The organism is Paenibacillus terreus (genome assembly GCF_042138595.1).
Taxonomy (GTDB): Bacteria; Bacillota; Bacilli; order Paenibacillales; family Paenibacillaceae; genus Paenibacillus; species Paenibacillus terreus.
Window position 1 is genome coordinate 24,590 of record NZ_JBHIRX010000024.1, and the last position, 19,151, is coordinate 43,740.

Sequence of the window (19,151 nt, forward strand, 5' to 3'; positions counted from 1 at the left end):
CGAATCTGCATCCCGACTTACTTCGTGATCAAAAGATGACTTTTTGAACTACCTAATTAATATTATATTCCTGTCGAAAACGATAAACAAATTGTGCCCTTCGCAAAAAAGAAAGCCGCATGCACATGGGACTTATCCCCGTACAAAAGCGGCTTTCCGTTGAAAATATTACTGCAATCAGGCCGGAAGATAACCAAGGCTCGCAAGAAAACGGCGGAATGCCTCTTGTCCCTCTTCGTCTCTTTTAAACACACCGGCATGCTCCAGAATCGTGCTGAATTTCAGTCCAACCTCATTTTGCAGCAGACTTACGGCCTCAGCCTTATCCACATTCCGGCCATATCTCCCCATTAATTCATCGATCCAAGCGGCATGCTTATGCAGCGGATGGCCGTCCTGTGTTGCAGCATTCGCAAGGTCCGTATCTCCGGACAGAATATTCGCGATGGCATCCAATTCTTCTTTCAACCGGCCCGGAAGAATGGCAAGGCCCATTACTTCGATCAGGCCGATGTTTTCTTTTTTCAGATGATGCATCTCCCGATGCGGGTGGAATATTCCTTCCGGATGCTGCTCGCTTGTACGGTTGTTTCGCAGCACAAGATCCATTTCATAGCTGCCGTCCAGCCCGCGGCGCACAATCGGCGTCACCGTATTATGCGGCACCCGTTCCCCATCGGTTTCGGTGAAAGCCAGCACGTCTACAGAAGGATCGCTGTACTGCTTCCAAGCTTCGTATAAAGCGTCGCCTGCTTCCAGCAGCTGCTGCGGATCGGCAGAGGTGAACCGCACCACCGACATCGGCCATCTCACAACAGCCGCCTGCACACCCGGATAGGAAGGATGTGTGAACACCTGCTCTTTTTCCGCTTTTTGGATCGCAAACGTATGCCGACCTCCCTGAAAATGGTCATGGGTCAGTATCGATCCGCCTACTATCGGCAGATCCGCATTCGAGCCGATAAAATAATGCGGAAATGAGTCGGTGAACGACAGCAGCCGTTTGAGCGTATCACGTGTCAATTTCATGGGCACATGATCATGATGGAATACGATACAGTGTTCATTGTAGTAAACGTACGGCGAATATTGGAAAAACCAGGGCTCTCCATTCATATCCAGCGGAATAATGCGCAGGTTCTGACGCGCCGGATGGTTCAGCCGTCCCGCGTAACCGACATTTTCCCTGCAGAGCTGGCATTTTGGGTATACGGGAGGTGGCAGCAGCTTCGCCATGGCAATTTCCTCAGGGCTCTTCTCCGGCTTGGACAGATTGATGGTAATTTCCATCTCTCCATACGGAGTCGGCTGCTTCCAGTATACATTTTTGTTCACACGATCCATCCGGATGTAGTTGGAGTCAATGGACAAACGGTAAAACCAATCCGTCGCCGCTTCAACTCCTCCTTCTGCCGCCTTCACCCGGAACGACCGCGCCACTTCCGACGGTCTGGCCATCAGCATGCCCATGATTTTGGCATCCAGCAGGTCCCGGTACGTATCGGTGTTCTCAGGAATCAGCCCGATCTCATAGCCATAATCAATCAAAACATCCAGCGCAGGCTGCGGGCTGTCAAGCACGGCAGCATCCGCCTCCCCTGCAAAAGGCTCGTCAAAGCCGAACCGTTCCAGCAGCAGATTACGGCTGTAATCGATATCGGCCTCTTCAATTAATCCGCGTGCGACCGCAAAGGCGGTCAGGCGCTCTATGGCCTGAAGAGCCGCCTCCTGCAGCCCGGACTGTTTTTCAGACACAGAAGTCTTCACTTCGTCAGTCATGGTGCAGCTCCTTCCTAGTTGTCACCATATCCGCTCGGATGGGACTGATGCCAGTTCCAGGCGCCGCGGATAATGTCCTCAAGCTTCGTACGGCTCGGTGTCCAGCCCAGCACGCTGCGGGCTTTATCCGAGGAAGCCACCAGTACCGCCGGATCACCGGCACGCCGCGCTTCCATCACTACCGGTATATCCAGTCCTGTCACCTGCTTCGCTGTTTCGATCACCTGTTTGACTGAAAAGCCCTGGCCGTTGCCGAGGTTGAAAATATCGCTGTTATTTCCCTTGCGCAGGTAATCCACCGCGCGCAGATGGGCGTCAGCCAGGTCGCTGACATGAATATAATCGCGGATGCAGGTACCGTCCGGGGTATCATAGTCTTCCCCAAACACCGAGATATGCGCCCGCTGCTTCAGTGCCGCCTGCAGCACAAGCGGAATAAGGTGGCTCTCCGGACGGTGATCCTCGCCGATTTTGCCGCTCTCATGCGCGCCTGCAGCATTGAAGTAACGAAGGGACACGTACTTGATGCCCAGCACCTTGTCAAACCAGGCCATCATACGCTCCATCATGAGCTTCGTTTCACCATATACGTTGGTCGGTTCCGTGCGGTCTCCTTCCTCAATCGGCACCTTCTCGGGCTCGCCGTAAGTCGCGGCCGTGGAAGAGAATACGATTTTGGAAACGCCCGCCTCCTTCATCGCCTCAAGCAGGCACAGCGTCCCGAATACGTTGTTGTCATAGTACTTGCCCGGGTTCTGCATGCTTTCCCCGACGAGGGAATTTGCCGCAAAGTGAATGACCGCATCAATCTCATTTTCCTTGAATACCTTGGCGAGCAGCTCTTTATCGCGCAGATCCCCTTCATACAGCTTGCCGCCGAGCAGCGCGCCGCGATGGCCTGTCTGCAGGTTATCCACAATCACAACATCCTCGCCTCTATCCAGCAGGGCCGCCACTGTATGAGAGCCGATATAGCCCGCTCCACCCGTCACCAAAATCGCCATTGTCACATATCTCCTTTCAGTTCATTAACTCCGTCGCCCACTCCGCAAACGTAAAAGCTGGCTTCAAGTCCTGTTCGAGTCCGGTAGGCCTCCCCGACCTGTTTTACAAACTCGTCCACATCTCCCTCATGCACCAGGGAAACCGTACAGCCGCCGAAGCCGGCGCCTGTCATACGCGACCCGAGCGTTCCCTGGATACGGCGCGCTTCCTCAACCATCACATCCAGCTCCTTGCAGCTGACCTCATAGAGGTCCCGCAAGGAGTCGTGGGATGCATTCATCAGCTGTCCGAATGTGACCAGGTCATTGCTGCCCAGAGCCTCGACCGAGGCCAGCACTCGGGCATTTTCCTCAACCACATGCCGTGCCCGTCTTCTGACGGTTTCATCTCCGATCCGGCCCTCCAGCTCCTTGAACTGCTCCTCGGTGAGCTGTGCCAGATATTCCAGCGACGGCAGCTCCTTGCGCAAAATGTCCAGGGCTTCGACGCACTGGGTGCGGCGCTCATTATAGGCGGAATCCACCAGGCCCCGGCGTTTGTTCGTATTGCCGATAATTAATTTATAATTGCCTGTTTTAAACGGCACTTTCTTGTATTCCAGCGTGTCGCACATCAGCAGGATCGCATGATCCTTGGCGCCGTTGGCTACGGCAAACTGGTCCATGATGCCGCAGTTCACGCCAACATAACGGTTCTCGGCCCGCTGGGAGAGCAGTGCGATTTCAACCGTGTCCGTTGCCTGTCGCTCAAGGGACAACAGGGTATAAGCAGTAACTACCTCAATGGATGCCGAAGAAGACAATCCCGCACCGTTTGGAATTTCTCCATGGAACAGCAAGTCGTAGCCGCTGGAGAGCTCGATGCCTTTTTCCTTCAGCTCAACGATCACCCCGACAGGGTAGTCCACCCATTCGCCTGTTTTCTGCTTGCCGGCGTCTTTGACGGGTACAACCGCCTCATATTCAAAATTGGTGGAAGCAAAATGAAGTTCGTCGTCATCCCTTGCCCGGATCACCAGCGTCGTTCCGAATTCCAGCGCTGCAGGCAGCACGTATCCGCCGTTATAATCGATATGCTCCCCGATCAGGTTAACCCTTCCCGGTGCCTGAAACAGGCGGACAGGATGGGCTCCGTCCCCATACTTTTGCTTAAATTGTTCTGTCAGCTCATGTGTATTCATGTTTTATCCACCCCACTGCAATAATCAGTTCGTGCCTCATGCGCGGCTTCGGCATTACCGGGAACCCGATGGTGCCGGTGCAGCAGCATTTGAATATCCTTCTTTATGTAGACAGTATAAATGAAAAACTTCCCTGATGTAATGCAGCCATGTGTTGAACATATGGATAAATGTGACCTTGGACAGTACAATGGAGATAATCGCAACCTGAGTCCCAGATTTATCTTTGGAAAGGAGAAGGCGTTATGGATCATCCGGCCCATACATATTCCGTGGCCTCCAATCCGGTATATTACGAGCACAGCCCGCTTCATGTGCTGTTCGCCGGAGAAAGCCAGACGAAGCCAGGGCATACGCTTGGCCCCAAGCTGTATGATTATTATCTGCTCCATTTCGTGGAATCCGGACAAGGCCGGTTCCGGACGGAGCAGCGGACATATCACCTGAACGCCGGAGACTGCTTTCTGATCCATCCGGGCCAGTTGGTCAGCTATGCATCCAACACGGATGATCCCTGGCGGTATAGGTGGTCCGCTTTTACTGGCAGCCAAGCGGGTGATCTCGTCGAGGAAGCCGGATTCGGGACGGATGCACCGGTGTTCAGGGCTTCCGGAGACAGCCGGATTCCCAACTGGATTCACTCCATGCAGGATGCCTTTTACAGCAGAAAAGCCAGCTCCCATCCCGCGTCTATCGGTTATCTGTACCTCATCCTTGCCGAAGCGGGGGAGCATCTGACAGAAGCAGCCAAGCTGCCTGGCCCTGATTCACAGGTCAGGATCACGGTCAAACAAATGATTCAGTATATGTCCACACAGTATGCCCATCCCGTGTCCATCGAACAGATGGCCACCAGCCTCGGATATAACCGTGCCTACTTGTCCCGCATTTTTAAAAAGGAAACTGGCCTGTCGCCGGTAACCTATCTGCTCAAGCTGCGGATCGACAAGTCGCGGCAGCTTCTGCGCGAACGGCCGGAGCTGTCCATCGAGCAGGTCGCCGCCTCGGTGGGGCTGCCGGATGCTCTTTATTTCTCCCGCCAGTTCCGGCGCTTCTACGGGCAATCCCCGACAGAATACCGGATTGCGGTAGGCAAGTAAGCTAAATAAGCTGCCCCCGGCAGATACAGAGGCAGCCCGCTCTCATGGGCGGGCTGCTTTCCCGGACGGCTTCCAATGCCATCCTTTATTTATGTCCTTCCTGGCCCCCGACGGGCTGCAGGATGGAATCAATTCTATCCAGTTCATCCTTTGTGAATTCCAGGTTTGATAGAGCCGCAACATTTTCTTCAATCTGCGACACCCTGCTCGCGCCGATTAAAGCCGAGGTTACACGCCCGCCGCGAAGCACCCAGGCCAGCGCAAACTGCGCAAGGCTCTGCCCGCGCGCAACAGCCATCTGGTTCAGGGCGCGTATTTTGCGGATCGCGTCCGGAGTAATATGTTCTTTATTTAAAAAGACCGATGTGCCTGCAGCCCGCGAATCCTCCGGTATCCCGTTCAGGTACTTGTTCGTCAGCATTCCCTGGGCAAGCGGACAAAAGGCGATGCTTCCGATTCCGTTCTCATCCAGCACATCCTGCAGCCCGTGTTCAATCCAGCGGTCCAGCAGCGAATACTTCGGCTGATGAATCAGCAGCGGCGTGCCCAACTCCTTCAGAATGCGGCTCGCTTCAGCGGTCTGTTCAGCATTGTAGTTCGACACGCCTACATACAGCGCCTTGCCTGACCGGACGATATGATCCAGAGCCATCATCGTCTCCTCCAGCGGAGTCTCCGGATCGAAGCGGTGGGAGTAGAAAATATCCACATAGTCCAGCCCCATCCGCTTCAGGCTCTGATCCAGGCTGGAGATCAAATATTTACGCGACCCCCACTCGCCGTAAGGACCTGGCCACATATAATAACCGGCCTTTGTGGAGATCACGAGCTCGTCACGGTAAGGCTTCAGATCGCCGGCGAGCACCTGACCGAAAAATTGCTCCGCCGAGCCGGGCGGAGGTCCGTAGTTATTCGCCAGATCAAAGTGGGTGATGCCCAGATCAAACGCCCGGGTAATCATGCTGCGTCCGTTCTCTGCGCTGTTGATACCGCCGAAATTATGCCATAATCCCAGTGCAATAGCCGGCAGCTTCAGCCCGGATTTTCCGGTACGGTTGTATTTCATGCCTTCATAGCGGTCATCGCTAGCCAAGTAAACCATACCCATCCCTGCCTCTCTGACTCTGAATTAGTGACTGATTAAATGCTTCCCAGGTTCATCATAGCTCTTCAAGCCGGCCTTTGACAAGAAAACGATTACACTCACTTCCCAAGGCTCAGCCTGCGGACAAAATCGCCGCGACCCGCTCCATCACCTGGCCGATCGGATCGGTGATCAGCAGATTCGCCTTTGCATCATAAGGAGTCGGGTCGGCATTCATAAGCACGGTCCTCGCCCCTTTAAAATACGTAACCAGAGACGCGGCCGGCTGAACCGTCAAGGAGGTTCCTCCGATGATCAGCAGATCCGCCCGGGAAATGGCCTCAACGGAATTGTAAAGCGTCTCCTGGTTCAGCTCCTCCTCATACAAAACGACATCCGGCTTGATGATCGCACCGTCATGCTGACAGCGTGGAACCGTATCCTCTGCAGCCATCACTTCCTCCAGACTGTAAAAGCGTGCGCATTTCATGCAGTAATTCCGGTGCACGGAGCCATGAAGCTCCAGCACCCGGCTGCTGCCCGCCTTCTGGTGGAGTCCGTCAATGTTCTGAGTAACGACCGCCTGCAGCCTGCCCTCCTTTTCAAGATCCGCCAGCAGCCGATGACAGCCGTTCGGCTCAGCGGCAGGGTGCAGCATTTTACTGCGGTAAAAAGCAAAAAAAATGTCCGGATGCTCCATAAAAAACGTCCTGCTCAGCATCACTTCCGGCGGATAGGGCAGCTGCTCTTCCTGCCGGTAAAGTCCCGCAGCAGACCTGAAATCAGGGATGCCGCTTTCCGTAGACGTTCCCGCCCCTCCGAAAAATACAATATTGCGGCTTTCGCCGAGCCATTGTGCCAGCCTTTCCTCCGGCTTCATCCTTTATCCGCCTCCATGACATTGAACTTGTTAAAATAATTTACCTTCAGATCCTCATAGCTGTGAAAAATGATGTCCGCATCCGCCAGATGCTCCGTCAGTTTCGGATCAGGGGCAAAGCCCAGCTTCAGCCTCACACCGGCATGCTTTCCCATCTGCATGTCCCCGTTGCTGTCCCCGATAACCACCGTTTCAGCCGGGGTTACACCCAGTTCTTCACAGGCTTTCAGCACCATATCCGGCGAAGGTTTCCCTTCCCTGACATCATCATAACCGATCACGGCCCCGAAATAGCGGCGGAAGCCGAGCCAGCCCAAATGCTCCTCCGCTTCCCTCCCGCCATCCGAAGTAACGACACCCAGCTTCAGTCCGGCTGCACGGCATTGCTCAAGAAAAGCGGACAGCCCCGGAAAAGCCTGAGCGGGGCGGCGGCTGCGAAGGTCGGCCACGGCTATTTTGCTGAAATGTCTGACCTGCATCACCGCCTCATCCCATGGCACCCCGGCAGCGTAGAGCTGCCATGCCAGCAGGCCGGTCGTTTCTTCGACCGTGCCCATGGCGAGCGGTCCGCGCATGTCGTAGCCGGCAACACGCCCTTCCTGGTCAAACACGGTGCCCAACAGCCGTTCCTTGCCGCCGATAAATTCAGTCCCGATCACGGCCAGATGCTGTTCCATCATATTCAGGACGGAGCTCGTCCATGGTCCCCACATCTGCAAAAAATCTAGCAGCGTCCCGTCCTTATCAAACAGGATGGCCCGGCAGGGCTCAACATGCGTCCCAACCTGAAGCTCGGGCATGCTTTTCCTCCTTTGCGGCGGTATCTCTTTCACGATTCCCGCACTGGATGATTCTCCCTAATTATAACTCACCTTTCGGCAAAACCATATCAAAGGAGAGATATAAGAGCGGTCCAGAAACGAAAGCAGCAAGCTTAATAAAAGCGTATCACCATGGCAAGAGGCGGGTCAAATTCCGGGATCAAGAGCTTTTGACCGCATCCTTCATACAACAGACACAATTGAGGAAAGTGTGAGCGTTTACTATTGTGAATATTATCACAATTCATAATGCCAGGATATCGTATGTTTTGAATATAAGATTTTTAGAAAATACGGCGGCTGTGCCGACCGTATGGAGGGATAGGATATGAACGGCGTGTCGGCCCGGAGTGGAGATGCTTTTTTTCTGAATTTAAGATTTTTATTGATCGTATGTGTGTTTGCTACCAATGCGCTTGAGCCTTTAATAGATGCCAGCAGTCTGGCAGACCGTTGGTATACCTGGATCTTTATGTTTCACATGCCACTGTTTGTGTGGGTGACCGGTTATTTTGCCCGTCCCGGCCTGAAAGGTGAAACGGGTGTTAAAACGCTGCTGCAGATTATGGTTCAATACCTTATTTTTCAGAGCCTGTACTCCCTGTTCGATGCCGCTTTCTTCCACGTGCAGGGGGTGCATCATTCCTTTTTTGCTCCCTATTTGCTGCTGTGGTTCCTCGCCAGCCATTTCTGCTGGAGGCTGCTCCTGCTGGCTATGCGGCGGCTGTCGCCGTCTGTACAGGTTGTCGTTTCCATTGTGCTGGGAACGCTTGCCGGATATCTCCCCTTTGAGGGGACGTGGCTGAGCATATCCAGAACCTTTGTGTTTCTGCCTTTTTTTGTCCTTGGCTATCATATGACTTATGAAAAAATATCATATCTCCGGAACCCACGCTTCAGAGCGGCCGCCATTTCGGGGTCCATGCTGCTGCTCGCTGCAGCAGTCTGGACATCTGCACATCTGCAGACAGGGTGGCTGTACGGAAGCATGACTTACGCCGAGCTGGGACACGGAGAATGGTACGCCGGTTTATTCCGGATCGGCATCTACCTGCTGCAGCTCGTAGCGTCTTCTGCCTTCCTCGGTTTCGTGCCTTTTGCTGCCGGCTGGCTGTCCCGGTTGGGAAGCCGGACTTTATATGTGTTCCTGCTGCACGGGTTTATTATTCGCGGGGCAGCTGCAGCAGGAATATTCGCTTATATCCATACAGCCTTTGGAATCATATGCATTATGGTGACAGCCTGCCTGCTGACCGTTCTGCTAGCCCTGCCTGCGTTCAAACGTGCTGCACATCCGCTAATAGAGCCGAATGTGGATTGGCTGTTCACACACGCCAACAGAATTGCGGTTCATTTACCCAAAAGCCGGGGCGCGTCAAATCCCATGCAGCCGAAATCCTGAATTTATCCGTGAGTCTCCTTTTCCGCAATTGTTTCAGGAAGCATGGGCAGTGGTAAGTAAAGGATGCGCGCAACAAAAAACACTTTTTAAAAGGAGTGATTTGTTATGGCACGAAATCAGGAGAATGGTAAAATGAGCCGTGAAGAGGCAGGACGTTTGGGCGGAGAAGCGACTTCCAAAAATCATGATAAAGAATTTTATCAGGAAATTGGACGTAAAGGCGGAGAAGCCACGGCCGAATCCCATGATAAAGAGTTTTATCAGGAGATCGGGCGCAAAGGCGGAGAAGCGACAGCTGAATCTCACGATAAAGAGTTTTATAAAGAAATCGGACGCAAGGGCGGTCAAAACTGAGCGCCCCCCTCTATCCCAGGAAGCTTGTCCCGCAGCAGCGGTGACAGGCTTCTTTTTTTGGGCAAAGCTCTTTCATCTTCTGTAATATATATAGAAAAAAAGCCACAGTTATGGTAGACTTTCTAGAAACCATTCACCGCTTTCAAGCGTTGCTTCACAGCGCTGAATCAATATAGGAATTTGGGAGGTCAGACTTCATGACAGCTAACAAGAAGAAGATGAGATCAGATATGATCAAAAAAGGCTTTGACCGTGCGCCTCACCGCAGCCTGCTGCGGGCAGCTGGAGTAAAGGAAGAAGATTTCGACAAGCCGTTCATTGCCGTGTGCAACTCCTACATTGATATTGTTCCCGGACATGTTCATTTGCAGGAATTCGGCAAAATCGTAAAAGAAGCCATTCGCGAGGCAGGCGGTGTGCCTTTCGAATTCAATACGATCGGTGTGGACGACGGGATTGCCATGGGACATATCGGAATGCGTTATTCCCTGCCGAGCCGTGAAATTATCGCTGACTCCCTTGAAACGGTGGTATCCGCACACTGGTTCGACGGTATGGTCTGTATCCCCAACTGTGACAAAATCACACCAGGCATGATGATGGGCGCTCTGCGCGTCAACATTCCGACGATCTTCGTTAGCGGCGGACCGATGAAAGCGGGTAAAGACAGAAACGGCCGTTCCATCTCCCTGACTTCCGTATTTGAAGGCGTCGGCGCTTACCAGGCCGGCAAGATTGACGACCAAAGCCTGCTGGAGCTTGAACAATATGGCTGTCCAACCTGCGGCTCCTGCTCCGGTATGTTTACAGCGAACTCCATGAACTGTCTGGCTGAGGCCCTGGGAATCGCGCTTCCAGGCAACGGAACGATTCTGGCTGTTGATCCGGAACGCAAGGAATTTGTCAAACGTTCTGCAAAACAGCTGATGGAACTGATCAAAATGGACCTGAAGCCGCGTGATATCGTGACCAAAGAAGCCATCGACAACGCCTTCGCGCTTGATATGGCCATGGGCGGCTCCACAAACACGGTGCTGCATACCCTTGCGTTGGCTAATGAAGCGGAAGTCGACTATCCGATCGAACGCATCAATGAAGTTGCCAACCGTGTGCCGCATCTGTCCAAACTGGCTCCTGCTTCCGATTATCACATCGAGGACGTTCACAATGCCGGCGGCGTAAGCGCCGTGCTGAATGAGCTGTTGAAGAAGCCTGGCGCTCTTCATCCGGACTGTATTACCGTTACCGGTAAAACGCTGCGCGAGAATGTGCAGGATCAGCCGATTCTAGACGAGAATGTTATCCACCGTCTTGACAATCCTCATTCCGAGCGCGGCGGACTTGCCGTACTGTTCGGCAATCTCGCTCCGGAAGGCTCCATCATCAAGGTTGGTGCCGTGGATCCGTCCGTCGGCGGATACCACAGAGGCCCTGCCATTTGCTTCGATTCTCAGGAAGACGCGCTGGCTGGCATCGCCAACGGCAAAGTTAAAGAAGGTCATGTAGTCGTTATCCGCTACGAAGGACCAAAGGGCGGACCAGGCATGCCGGAAATGCTGGCTCCAACCTCCCAGATCGTCGGCATGGGTCTTGGCGCCAAGGTCGGCCTGATTACGGACGGACGCTTCTCCGGCGCTTCCCGCGGCATCTCCATCGGCCATATCTCTCCGGAGGCGGCTGAAGGCGGACCGATCGCTTTCGTGGAAGATGGCGACTTCATCGAACTGGATCTTAACAACCGCACCATTCAGCTTGAGATCAGCGACGAGGAATTTGACCGCCGCCGCGCCAATTGGAAAGGCTTCGAGCCGAAAGTGAAAACAGGCTACCTGGCCAGATATTCCAAGCTTGTAACGAATGCCAGCAACGGCGGTATCATGAAAATTTAACTATTAAACAGCCCTTTCGCTTCCCTCAGGAAGCGGAAGGGCTTTGTTTTGTTACTGGGCATCTGCCACGTTCAGTTGCAAAACATGCTGAAAGTCTTTCGGATTCCGTAATGCCTTGCAGTAGATAGTATAACAATATTGCTGGGTCCGGGAGTAAAGGTAACGATAATGCAGTAAAAGAGAAAGGATGTAAAATTCATAGTGCCTCCTGGAGTAGTTGTTGCCTGTATCATACTCCCGGGCAATAGTTGCGCTATAGTACATTATTGCAGACAGCGCCAATATCCTTTGATCTTGATTCCCGGCAAAAAAAGGCCCTCACGGCAAGCCATCATATGCTGGCTTGCCGGAAAGCCCCTCTCATGTTAAGCAACTGCTTCAAGCAATTGTGCTTGTCGTGCTGTTCACCGCCTGGGCGGATGCGGTACCTCTGCCCATCTCTTCCGCAGGTTCGGAGAGCGGATGATCTTTCAGGCTCATACCGGTTCTTGCTGAATCATTCTTCAGGAAACGGCCTATTAATACGGAGGCCGGCATGACGATTAGCTTCGGCACAAGCAAATCGGAGCGATGCTTCAGCCTTTCCTGCCCGGACGGATGAATGACGCTGAGCAGCAGCCGCAGATACAGCGTAGAGGTGGCAGCGAACAGGCCGCGGGGTAAATCGCGGATGATAAAACCGAGTTTCTCCGCACCGCGGTTGATCATACTGACACCGTAAATGGCCTTGACACCTTCAAGCCGGGGATCATCAACAACTTTTGCTGCGAGATCCGGGAGCTGCTTCTCGACGGAACGGATCATTTGGATCGCTACATGCATCGGTGTCTTGGCCGTGGAGCCGATCTGGTACAGCCTTTCATTATCAAAATGCAGCTCAAGCACCTCATCTCCTTTAACGAGCGAGGAGCCATCGGCAAAGTCTACAGGCTGCCCCTGATATTTGCGCCGTCTGAAATGCAGCATTGGCTCCTGCGGATTTACCGGCTCAAGCCGGAAAAGGGCGTGAAATGCGCGCTCATACAGCAGCCAGCCTCGGACTACAGCCTTTTTAAACCAGCCTACAGAAGTGTTCATTTCCATTGCACCTCCTGCCAACTCGTCTATCCGTACGCTGCGCAGGCCTCTGCGTCCGGCCTCCATCAGCACACGTTCCAGCGCAATCAGCATATTTTTGGGAGCGTCTGCATTAGCGCCAAGCGTCCTGCCGCAATCATGCAGCAGCATAACCTCCCCGGCGCGCAGCTTTTGCAGCATTCTGCGGGCTAACCGGTCCGCCCCCGTCTTGGCGCGCCAATCGCCGAACATGGAAGACCAGAGAATGATGCGGCGACCGTTCGATTTGGCAAAATCAAACAGATTCACAATGCCCCAAGGCGGACGGTAATAGGCTGTGCGTTCGCCGGTGACTTCATGGATGATTCGCTCTGTACATAAAATCTGTTTGCGCACGGTCGCCGGACGCATAAACCAGTTGGATTTATGCACATAATTGTGAATACCAATCAGGTGCCCCTCTTCATGGATTCTCCGCAATATGGCCGGGTGCCGCTCTGCATTCGCTCCCACGACAAAGAACGTCGCCTTGGCATCAAAGCGCTGCAGCAAATCCAGCAATTGAGGGGTATACACGGGATCAGGCCCGTCGTCAAAGGTAAGAGCGAAGGCATGCTCCTCATTCTTTCCCCGGCGGAATACCCGAAAGCCGAACAGGCGGCTTATGATTCCGGGTATAAAAGCGTAAAATGAAGTAATGTAAAAAAGCCATAGCAGTACATTCTGCAGCACGTCTTATTCCCCACTTCTCTATTTTGACATAGCGTGCCGTTAACCTATTTCAATCCACGCTCCTGTACAAGGAGCGACCTGAGGAAAACTCACTAACTTTATTTTAACATAAAAGGTTAGAAAATTAGGCTGACTTTATATAAATGGTGTACAATATACAAAAATGATTTACCCAAAGTGCGTGTTCAAAAAGTCAGGTTTTCAGCACCGAGAAGATTGGATGAAGCTGGGACTGAGGAGCGGAGCGTACTTAGGGTACGTGAGCACCGGAAGGCCCGGCTGAATTCAAGATTCGATGTCGAGTCCGCTTCCTGATTTTCTTCGTGATCAAAAGATGACTTTTTGAACTACCTCTAAAAAAGGAGTCGTTGTATTTTATGCTGCCTCTTTATAAAAAGTATTGGCGCACCGCCTTCGATATAGCTCTGATTGCGCTGACCGTCTATCTGATTTTGTTCATATCAAGCCAGTTGTACCATATTGCGGCTCCGGTCTTTCTCTCGTTCCTCGTGTTCTGGTGCATTGAACCGCTGGCCCGCTATCTTAACAAAAAGGGAATGCGCAAGCCGTTTGCTTCCGCCATTTCCGTGCTGCTGTTTGTGGTCATCCTGCTCGCTTTATTTTTCGGGCTGGGATTGATCGTCGTGACACAGCTTGCCCGCCTGGCTGATGATCTCCCGCGTTACACCACCATTGTGCAGCAGGCATTTGTGAATCTGACGACTTTTATGCAGGGTAAAATCGCCAGCTTGCCACCGTCGATCACCCAGAACATCAACGATTATTTTGATACAGCCACGAAGCTGGCCTCAACCTGGGGAACCAGTGTACTGCAGAAGATCGTTGCTTTTCTCGGCTCCTTCTCAACCTTTATGACCAACTTTGGGGTTGCCATTATTCTGGCATTTTTTCTCAGCATGGAAATTGATCTGTGGAAGGTCATCGTGCGCAAAAAAACACCCCATACGATGAAAACAGCGTTCAGCTTTTTCAGAAACCATGTATTAAAAGCAATCGGTTCCTACATAAAAGCTCAGGCTATTCTTGTATCCATTACGTTTGTCATTATTTTTCTCGGCCTGCTCATTCTTGGTACAGGCAATGCCTTTACGATTGCAATCTTAGCGGCGATATTTGATATTCTCCCGCTGCTTGGCGTTCCGGTCATCCTGATCCCGTGGTCCGTCTATCTGTTCATTATCGGCAATACCGGCCTTGCCATCGGGCTGCTGGTGCTTTTGGCCGTGACCATGCTCGTTCGCCAGCTGGCCGAGCCGAAGATTGCAGGCAATTCCATCGGCGTGACATCAGCCTACCTGATGCTGTCGTTTATGTTCATCTCACTTTCGATCTTCGGGGTGGCCGGCCTGATCCTCTCTCCAATCCTGCTCATTTTGATCAAGGAGCTGTGGCAGCAGGGATATCTGCAGAAATGGATTCGTTTTCCGAAAGAAGAATTTGACGAGCCGCCTTTCCTGGCCAGACTTCAGGAGGAAGAAACGCCGCCTTCCGAGGAAGCAAGCAAATCCATGACTTGACCAAACAGCTTTGTAGCCTGGTTCGGGGTATCCGCCGGAACATTCTGCACAAGGACGGCCACCGCATAGCGCGGATTTTCCACCGGACCATATCCAATAAACCATTGATGATTGACCGCCCTGCCGGCCTGCCCGGTCTGGGCGGTTCCTGATTTTCCGGCAAGCCTCCACTTGGCGGAGGCCAGTCCCTTGCCGGTTCCCTCCTGCACCACCTTCTCCATCCAGTGCAGCAGAGTATGCGCAGTGTGCGGATGTATTGTTCCTTTCGCCGCAGGCAGAGCATGAGCGGGCAGCTCCAGAAGGGTGCCGCCATTCGCATATTGTATGCGGCGCACCAGCCGCGGCGAGCGCACCTCTCCGTTATGAAGCAGCGTAACAACCAGATTGGCTGCCTGTAACGGTGTCATTCTCACATCCCGCTGCCCGATGGCTGTCTGCACCCGCGCACCTGTGTCCTCAGCTTTAATCCTGCTGTCAAATATGCGGCCCGCCTCTTCGCCATCGAACAGACGGAGCTGCTTCATCCCCGCCAGATTCTCACTCTGCCATCCAATCTGCTGCCCCAGGCCAAGAGCCTCTGCCATCTGTGTCAGCTGCCTAGTGCTTAAGCGTTCCGCCAGCTTGGCGAAGACGGTGTTGCATGACTCGGCAAAGCCCTGCTCGAGGGACAATGTCCCGTGGCCCTCTTCCTTCCAGCAGGCCAGGCCATAGGCTCCATATTCTCCGCGGCAGTGAAAGGTTTCCCCCTCCTTGGCAGCTCCGGCTTCCAGGGCTGCTGCAGCCGTGACAATTTTGAAAATAGAGCCGGGCACAGCGGCCTTCACAGCACGGTTGGACCACTCGGAGTCCTGTGGATTGACATGCTGGGGGTCGTAAAAAGGACGCGAAACCATCGCCAGCACATCCGCGTTGCCGGCATCCAGCACAACCACGGCCCCTTCCTTCATCGGACTATGCTCCGTCAGATCCTCGATTTTGCGCTGCAGGGCAAGATCAATGGTTGTCTGCACCTGCAGCGGATAATAGCTGTTGGCGGGCTTGCTCATGCGCAGTCCGGTGTCGGGGAGCGTATGACGCTGTGCATCCACCAAATGGGATATGACGGTTTCTCCTTCCCCTTTCAACAGCGGCTGCAGCATCTTCTCCAGACCGGCTGCTCCTGACTCCGTATGGTATGAGTCCTCAGGACGTTCGTAAAGAAAGCCAAGCCACTGCATGCCGTTTGCTGTCCTGTTATACCTTCTTCTGTACGGCAGGGCTTCAATGGCCCCGGGGGCAAGACGGGCAACGTAGGCGGCTTCCCGCTCGGACAGCTCCAAAGGCGAACCGCTGCTGTCCTTCCAGATCAGAGGCGAGCCGAGGCCACGCCAGCGGTGGAGAAGCTCGGCGGCATCGGTGTGCAGAATCCGGGCCAGCTGCTTAAGGCTGTCATCCTGCTTTACAGGCCCTCCGGGAAACAGCACAGGCACCCGGACCCAGGTGCCTGTTATGCTGTGCCCGAACCTGTCCGTAAAATCTCCCCGGCCGGCATCCACCACAATGCCCTCCTGCCGCTGAATAACGGCTTGCTCCCTGACAGTCCTGCTTCCGTTAGGGACCGTGCTGCGTCCGAATACGGTCTGAATCCACCCCAATCGAAGAATAAGGATGACGATCAGGATGGAAAGTATGGCCGTTACATATTGGATACGCTGGTGTCGTTCGATCCGGTTCGTCTGGTTCTGCAATCCCGGCCCGCCTCCTGTAAGCTGATCTTGGGAATAGTATGTCCCCTTGCCTTTGCAGTCAAACGCCGCCTCCCCTAAATATCCCGAACACGGAAAGGAGCAGCTCACAACAGAAAAATCTGCTTAAGAGCTGCTCCCTATAAGAGGCTGTTCAAAAAGTCATCTTTTGATCACGCACTATAACATGTACCGGAAATTATATTCTGAAGTTGGACAAGGTTTGCTGCAGGCTGCCAGATACGTTCTCAAGCTTCTCGGATAATTGCACGAGCTGGCTCGCGACGTTCTCCTGCTCGCTGCTGAGCGAGGCGACCTCCTCCGAGGTGGCGGAGGATTGCTCTGCTACCGCGCTGACGTTGCCCATGGCATCGGACAATACCTCCTGCGATTGATTCAGTTCTTCAATCGAACCGGTCACCGCCGTCAGACTGCTGATGAAATCCTTCATCTGCTGCTGTACGGACTGGAAGATTTCCGAGGTGTCCTCAACAGCTTCAATTTGCTGCCTGAACAATGGATACGCCTCCGTTAACGCTTCTACCGTTTCATTCATTTCGGAAACGATATTATCAATGATGCCGCCGGCCATAATAATGGACTGCCGCGATTGATCGGCCAGCTGCCGGATTTCATCCGCCACCACCATAAATCCGCGTCCGGCTGTGCCTGCACGTGCCGCTTCGATGGTCGCATTCAGGGACAGGATATTTGTCTGCTTCGTAATGTTCTGCAGGGCATCCAGCACCTGGAACACCGTAGAAGTGGTTCCTTTCAGCTTGTCCACTTTCGCGACGAGTGAACGTGTCGTTTCTTCCGTTACCTTGGTCTTGCTCATCAGCTGCTTGAGTTGCTCGCTGCCTGTTTCACTGGAGCGCCCTACATCCCGCGCAGCCCCTCCCATTTCGGTATTGTGGGCAATAACGATCTCCATTTGGCGCGTAATATTGTCGGTCAGCGTATTACCGCGTTCCGCTTCCGTAGCGAGACTGGAGGCTCCGTTTGCAATTTCCTCGGTCGCAACAGCAATTTCCCTTGCGGAGATGGCCGTCTTTTTGGAAGCATCGCTCAGCTCGGAGGCGGTCAGCAGAACGTCCTTGGCTGTTGAGTTTGTCTGCTGAACCAGTCCGGTAATCTGCTCCATCATTTCGTTAAAGCTTGTGGAGAGCTGGCCGATTTCATCCCTGGAGCGGTAATCGGTGCGAACAGCAAGATTGCCTTTGGCACCTTCGTTCATCAGATCCTTCATCCGCTTCAGCGGGCGGCCGATCATGCGCACCATCCACCAGCCGAGCAGCATGGCCACGATTGCAGCCGCAATCACAAACACCCAGGTGAGAATCAGAATGCCTTTGGTACTTTGCAGCAACGCGGATACCGGTACGATTCCGTTCAGGATCCATTGGGAGGTGCCAAGTGTCGTATGAACGGATAGCACTTCCTGGTCCGTGCCATTAGAATTCACATTCACCGTAGCACTGCCCTGAGGATCTTTTAAATCCTTTACATAATCCAGAGTCTGTTCGCTTCCCGCCAGCTCCTTCTGGCTTGAGGCCACCGGGACCCCGTCCTTAGTCACCAGGTGAATGGCTCCGCCATCTCCCAGATTCAGGCCCTCCAGCTGCTCTTCGAGGGAGCTCACTTTGAGATCCATCACCAGTACATACTTGGAGCCAAGCACGGAAAGGTCATTCATGGAACGGACGAGACGGTACGTCTTGATGCCAGAACTGCTAACCTCTGTGGGCAGCCAGCGGACGCCTGTATTTTGCAGCATTTCGTTGAACCATGGTTCTGTCCTTACATCTTTTTTGTTGCCCGTTCCCATGACGACCCCATCCGGATCTTCAGGGTACAAATAAATGGAGTCGATCGCTTTATTGTTAAACGCCACGTTGGTCAGCTTTTTGGTCACGGAGTCTGTCGCCATGAACGCATCATAGGAAGAAACACCCGGATTGTTCACTTTCCGCAGCAGATCGGCAATTTCCGTGTCAAAGAAGATTTGGGTTGATGTATCCAGAAAACGTTCCAAAATAATATCCAGCTTTTCGGACGTCTGGTTTACCGTCTGCTGATAAGCCAGCGCGGCATTTTGCTCGATCGTATTGCGAGCGGTTGCATAAGATATCGTGCCCAAGCTGACTACCGCAATCATGATCGTAATAAAGAAAATCAAAAACAGCTTCATCCCGACCGATTTTACCGGATTCGCTTCTTTGATCAAGGACATGTATTCCTTGGGTGATCTTTTAAAAACTTCGCTGATGCCTTTTCTTTTGCCAGGATCTCCTTCCCCGCGCTTGCCCCTTCCCTTTTTTCGCCCGGGAAGCTTCCAATTCATCTTCATGGAAGGTAATTTCGGCTTGCTTTTTGGGTTTGGAACTGCGGCTTTCTTTGCGGTGTTTTGCGATTCTTCAGTTTTTTTCTCTCTTTTTGGCATTACGCCCATTTCTCTCACCTGCCGGAAGTTATTCATTCCCCACACTATCCTTAACACTATCCTTAACACTCTCTTTATGTATTTAACGATATTATACGACAAAAGTCGGTCTTGTCAGCCTTTATTGCCAAAATAAACTAAAACTTTTTTCCTATAAAAATATA

The 19,151-nt window shown here is 53.0% G+C and carries 14 protein-coding genes and 1 pseudogene; 5 read left to right on the forward strand and 10 right to left on the reverse strand.

Going from position 1 to position 19,151, the window contains the following annotated elements:
- Positions 1 to 177 precede the first annotated feature (177 nt).
- The 3 genes from ACE5KN_RS27865 to ACE5KN_RS27875 are packed head-to-tail and all read right to left on the reverse strand — an operon-like array spanning position 178 to position 3,964.
- Positions 178 to 1,779 (reverse strand): UDP-glucose--hexose-1-phosphate uridylyltransferase, encoded by a 1,602-nt coding sequence (locus ACE5KN_RS27865; protein WP_375527341.1) that lies wholly within the window; start codon positions 1,777 to 1,779, stop codon positions 178 to 180.
- A 14-nt stretch (positions 1,780 to 1,793) separates the two neighbouring features.
- Entirely contained in the window at positions 1,794 to 2,783 is a 990-nt protein-coding gene (galE, locus tag ACE5KN_RS27870) for a UDP-glucose 4-epimerase GalE (RefSeq protein ID WP_375527340.1), read from the reverse strand.
- A 2-nt stretch (positions 2,784 to 2,785) separates the two neighbouring features.
- Complete coding sequence (locus tag ACE5KN_RS27875; RefSeq protein ID WP_375527339.1) at positions 2,786 to 3,964, reverse strand: galactokinase; 1,179 nt, start codon at positions 3,962 to 3,964, stop codon at positions 2,786 to 2,788.
- A 245-nt stretch (positions 3,965 to 4,209) separates the two neighbouring features.
- On the opposite strand from ACE5KN_RS27875, the gene ACE5KN_RS27880 reads away from it, so the two are divergent.
- Positions 4,210 to 5,064, forward strand: coding sequence for an AraC family transcriptional regulator (locus tag ACE5KN_RS27880; protein ID WP_375527338.1), 855 nt, complete (start codon positions 4,210 to 4,212; stop codon positions 5,062 to 5,064).
- An 85-nt stretch (positions 5,065 to 5,149) separates the two neighbouring features.
- Here the strand turns inward: ACE5KN_RS27880 and mgrA are convergent, their stop codons facing one another.
- The 3 genes from mgrA to ACE5KN_RS27895 form a co-directional block, all read right to left on the reverse strand.
- On the reverse strand, positions 5,150 to 6,166 hold the full coding sequence (gene mgrA, locus ACE5KN_RS27885; protein WP_375527337.1) for an L-glyceraldehyde 3-phosphate reductase: 1,017 nt from the start codon (positions 6,164 to 6,166) through the stop codon (positions 5,150 to 5,152).
- Between the two features lie 115 nt (positions 6,167 to 6,281).
- Complete coding sequence (locus ACE5KN_RS27890) at positions 6,282 to 7,028, reverse strand: NAD-dependent protein deacylase (protein ID WP_375527336.1); 747 nt, start codon at positions 7,026 to 7,028, stop codon at positions 6,282 to 6,284.
- Positions 7,025 to 7,828, reverse strand: a complete 804-nt coding sequence (locus tag ACE5KN_RS27895) for an HAD family hydrolase (RefSeq protein ID WP_375527335.1) — start codon at positions 7,826 to 7,828, stop codon at positions 7,025 to 7,027. Before ACE5KN_RS27895 ends, ACE5KN_RS27890 begins: the two co-directional genes overlap by 4 nt.
- Before the next feature lie 349 nt (positions 7,829 to 8,177).
- Between ACE5KN_RS27895 and ACE5KN_RS27900 the strand changes: the two genes are divergently transcribed.
- From ACE5KN_RS27900 to ilvD, 3 genes are all read left to right on the forward strand, one after another.
- Positions 8,178 to 9,251: an acyltransferase family protein gene (locus tag ACE5KN_RS27900; RefSeq protein WP_375527334.1), complete on the forward strand. Its 1,074-nt coding sequence runs from the start codon at positions 8,178 to 8,180 to the stop codon at positions 9,249 to 9,251.
- A 105-nt stretch (positions 9,252 to 9,356) separates the two neighbouring features.
- Positions 9,357 to 9,605, forward strand: a complete 249-nt coding sequence (locus ACE5KN_RS27905) for a KGG domain-containing protein (RefSeq protein ID WP_375527333.1) — start codon at positions 9,357 to 9,359, stop codon at positions 9,603 to 9,605.
- A 197-nt stretch (positions 9,606 to 9,802) separates the two neighbouring features.
- Positions 9,803 to 11,494 carry a dihydroxy-acid dehydratase gene (gene ilvD / locus ACE5KN_RS27910; protein WP_375527332.1) on the forward strand — a complete coding sequence of 564 codons (1,692 nt, stop codon included), beginning with the start codon at positions 9,803 to 9,805 and terminating at the stop codon, positions 11,492 to 11,494.
- Positions 11,495 to 11,589: 95 nt separating this feature from the next.
- Here the strand turns inward: ilvD and ACE5KN_RS27915 are convergent.
- Together ACE5KN_RS27915 and ACE5KN_RS27920 are read right to left on the reverse strand one after the other, a co-directional pair.
- Positions 11,590 to 11,694: pseudogene (locus ACE5KN_RS27915) on the reverse strand (LysE family translocator); the annotation flags it as partial.
- A 178-nt stretch (positions 11,695 to 11,872) separates the two neighbouring features.
- Entirely contained in the window at positions 11,873 to 13,279 is a 1,407-nt protein-coding gene (locus ACE5KN_RS27920; protein ID WP_375527364.1) for a polysaccharide deacetylase family protein, read from the reverse strand.
- A gap of 380 nt (positions 13,280 to 13,659) precedes the next feature.
- Here ACE5KN_RS27920 and ytvI point away from each other — a divergent pair, with 380 nt between their 5' ends.
- A complete protein-coding gene (gene ytvI, locus ACE5KN_RS27925; RefSeq protein ID WP_375527331.1) occupies positions 13,660 to 14,820 on the forward strand; it encodes a sporulation integral membrane protein YtvI in 1,161 nt (386 codons plus the stop codon).
- On the opposite strand, the gene ACE5KN_RS27930 is transcribed toward ytvI, so the two are convergent.
- Both ACE5KN_RS27930 and ACE5KN_RS27935 read right to left on the reverse strand, forming a co-directional pair.
- Positions 14,769 to 16,547, reverse strand: a complete 1,779-nt coding sequence (locus ACE5KN_RS27930) for a peptidoglycan D,D-transpeptidase FtsI family protein (RefSeq protein ID WP_375527330.1) — start codon at positions 16,545 to 16,547, stop codon at positions 14,769 to 14,771. The two genes, ytvI and ACE5KN_RS27930, sit on opposite strands and share 52 nt — an antisense overlap.
- Before the next feature lie 196 nt (positions 16,548 to 16,743).
- A complete protein-coding gene (locus ACE5KN_RS27935; RefSeq protein WP_375527329.1) occupies positions 16,744 to 18,894 on the reverse strand; it encodes a methyl-accepting chemotaxis protein in 2,151 nt (716 codons plus the stop codon).
- Between the last annotated feature and the right edge of the window lie 257 nt (positions 18,895 to 19,151).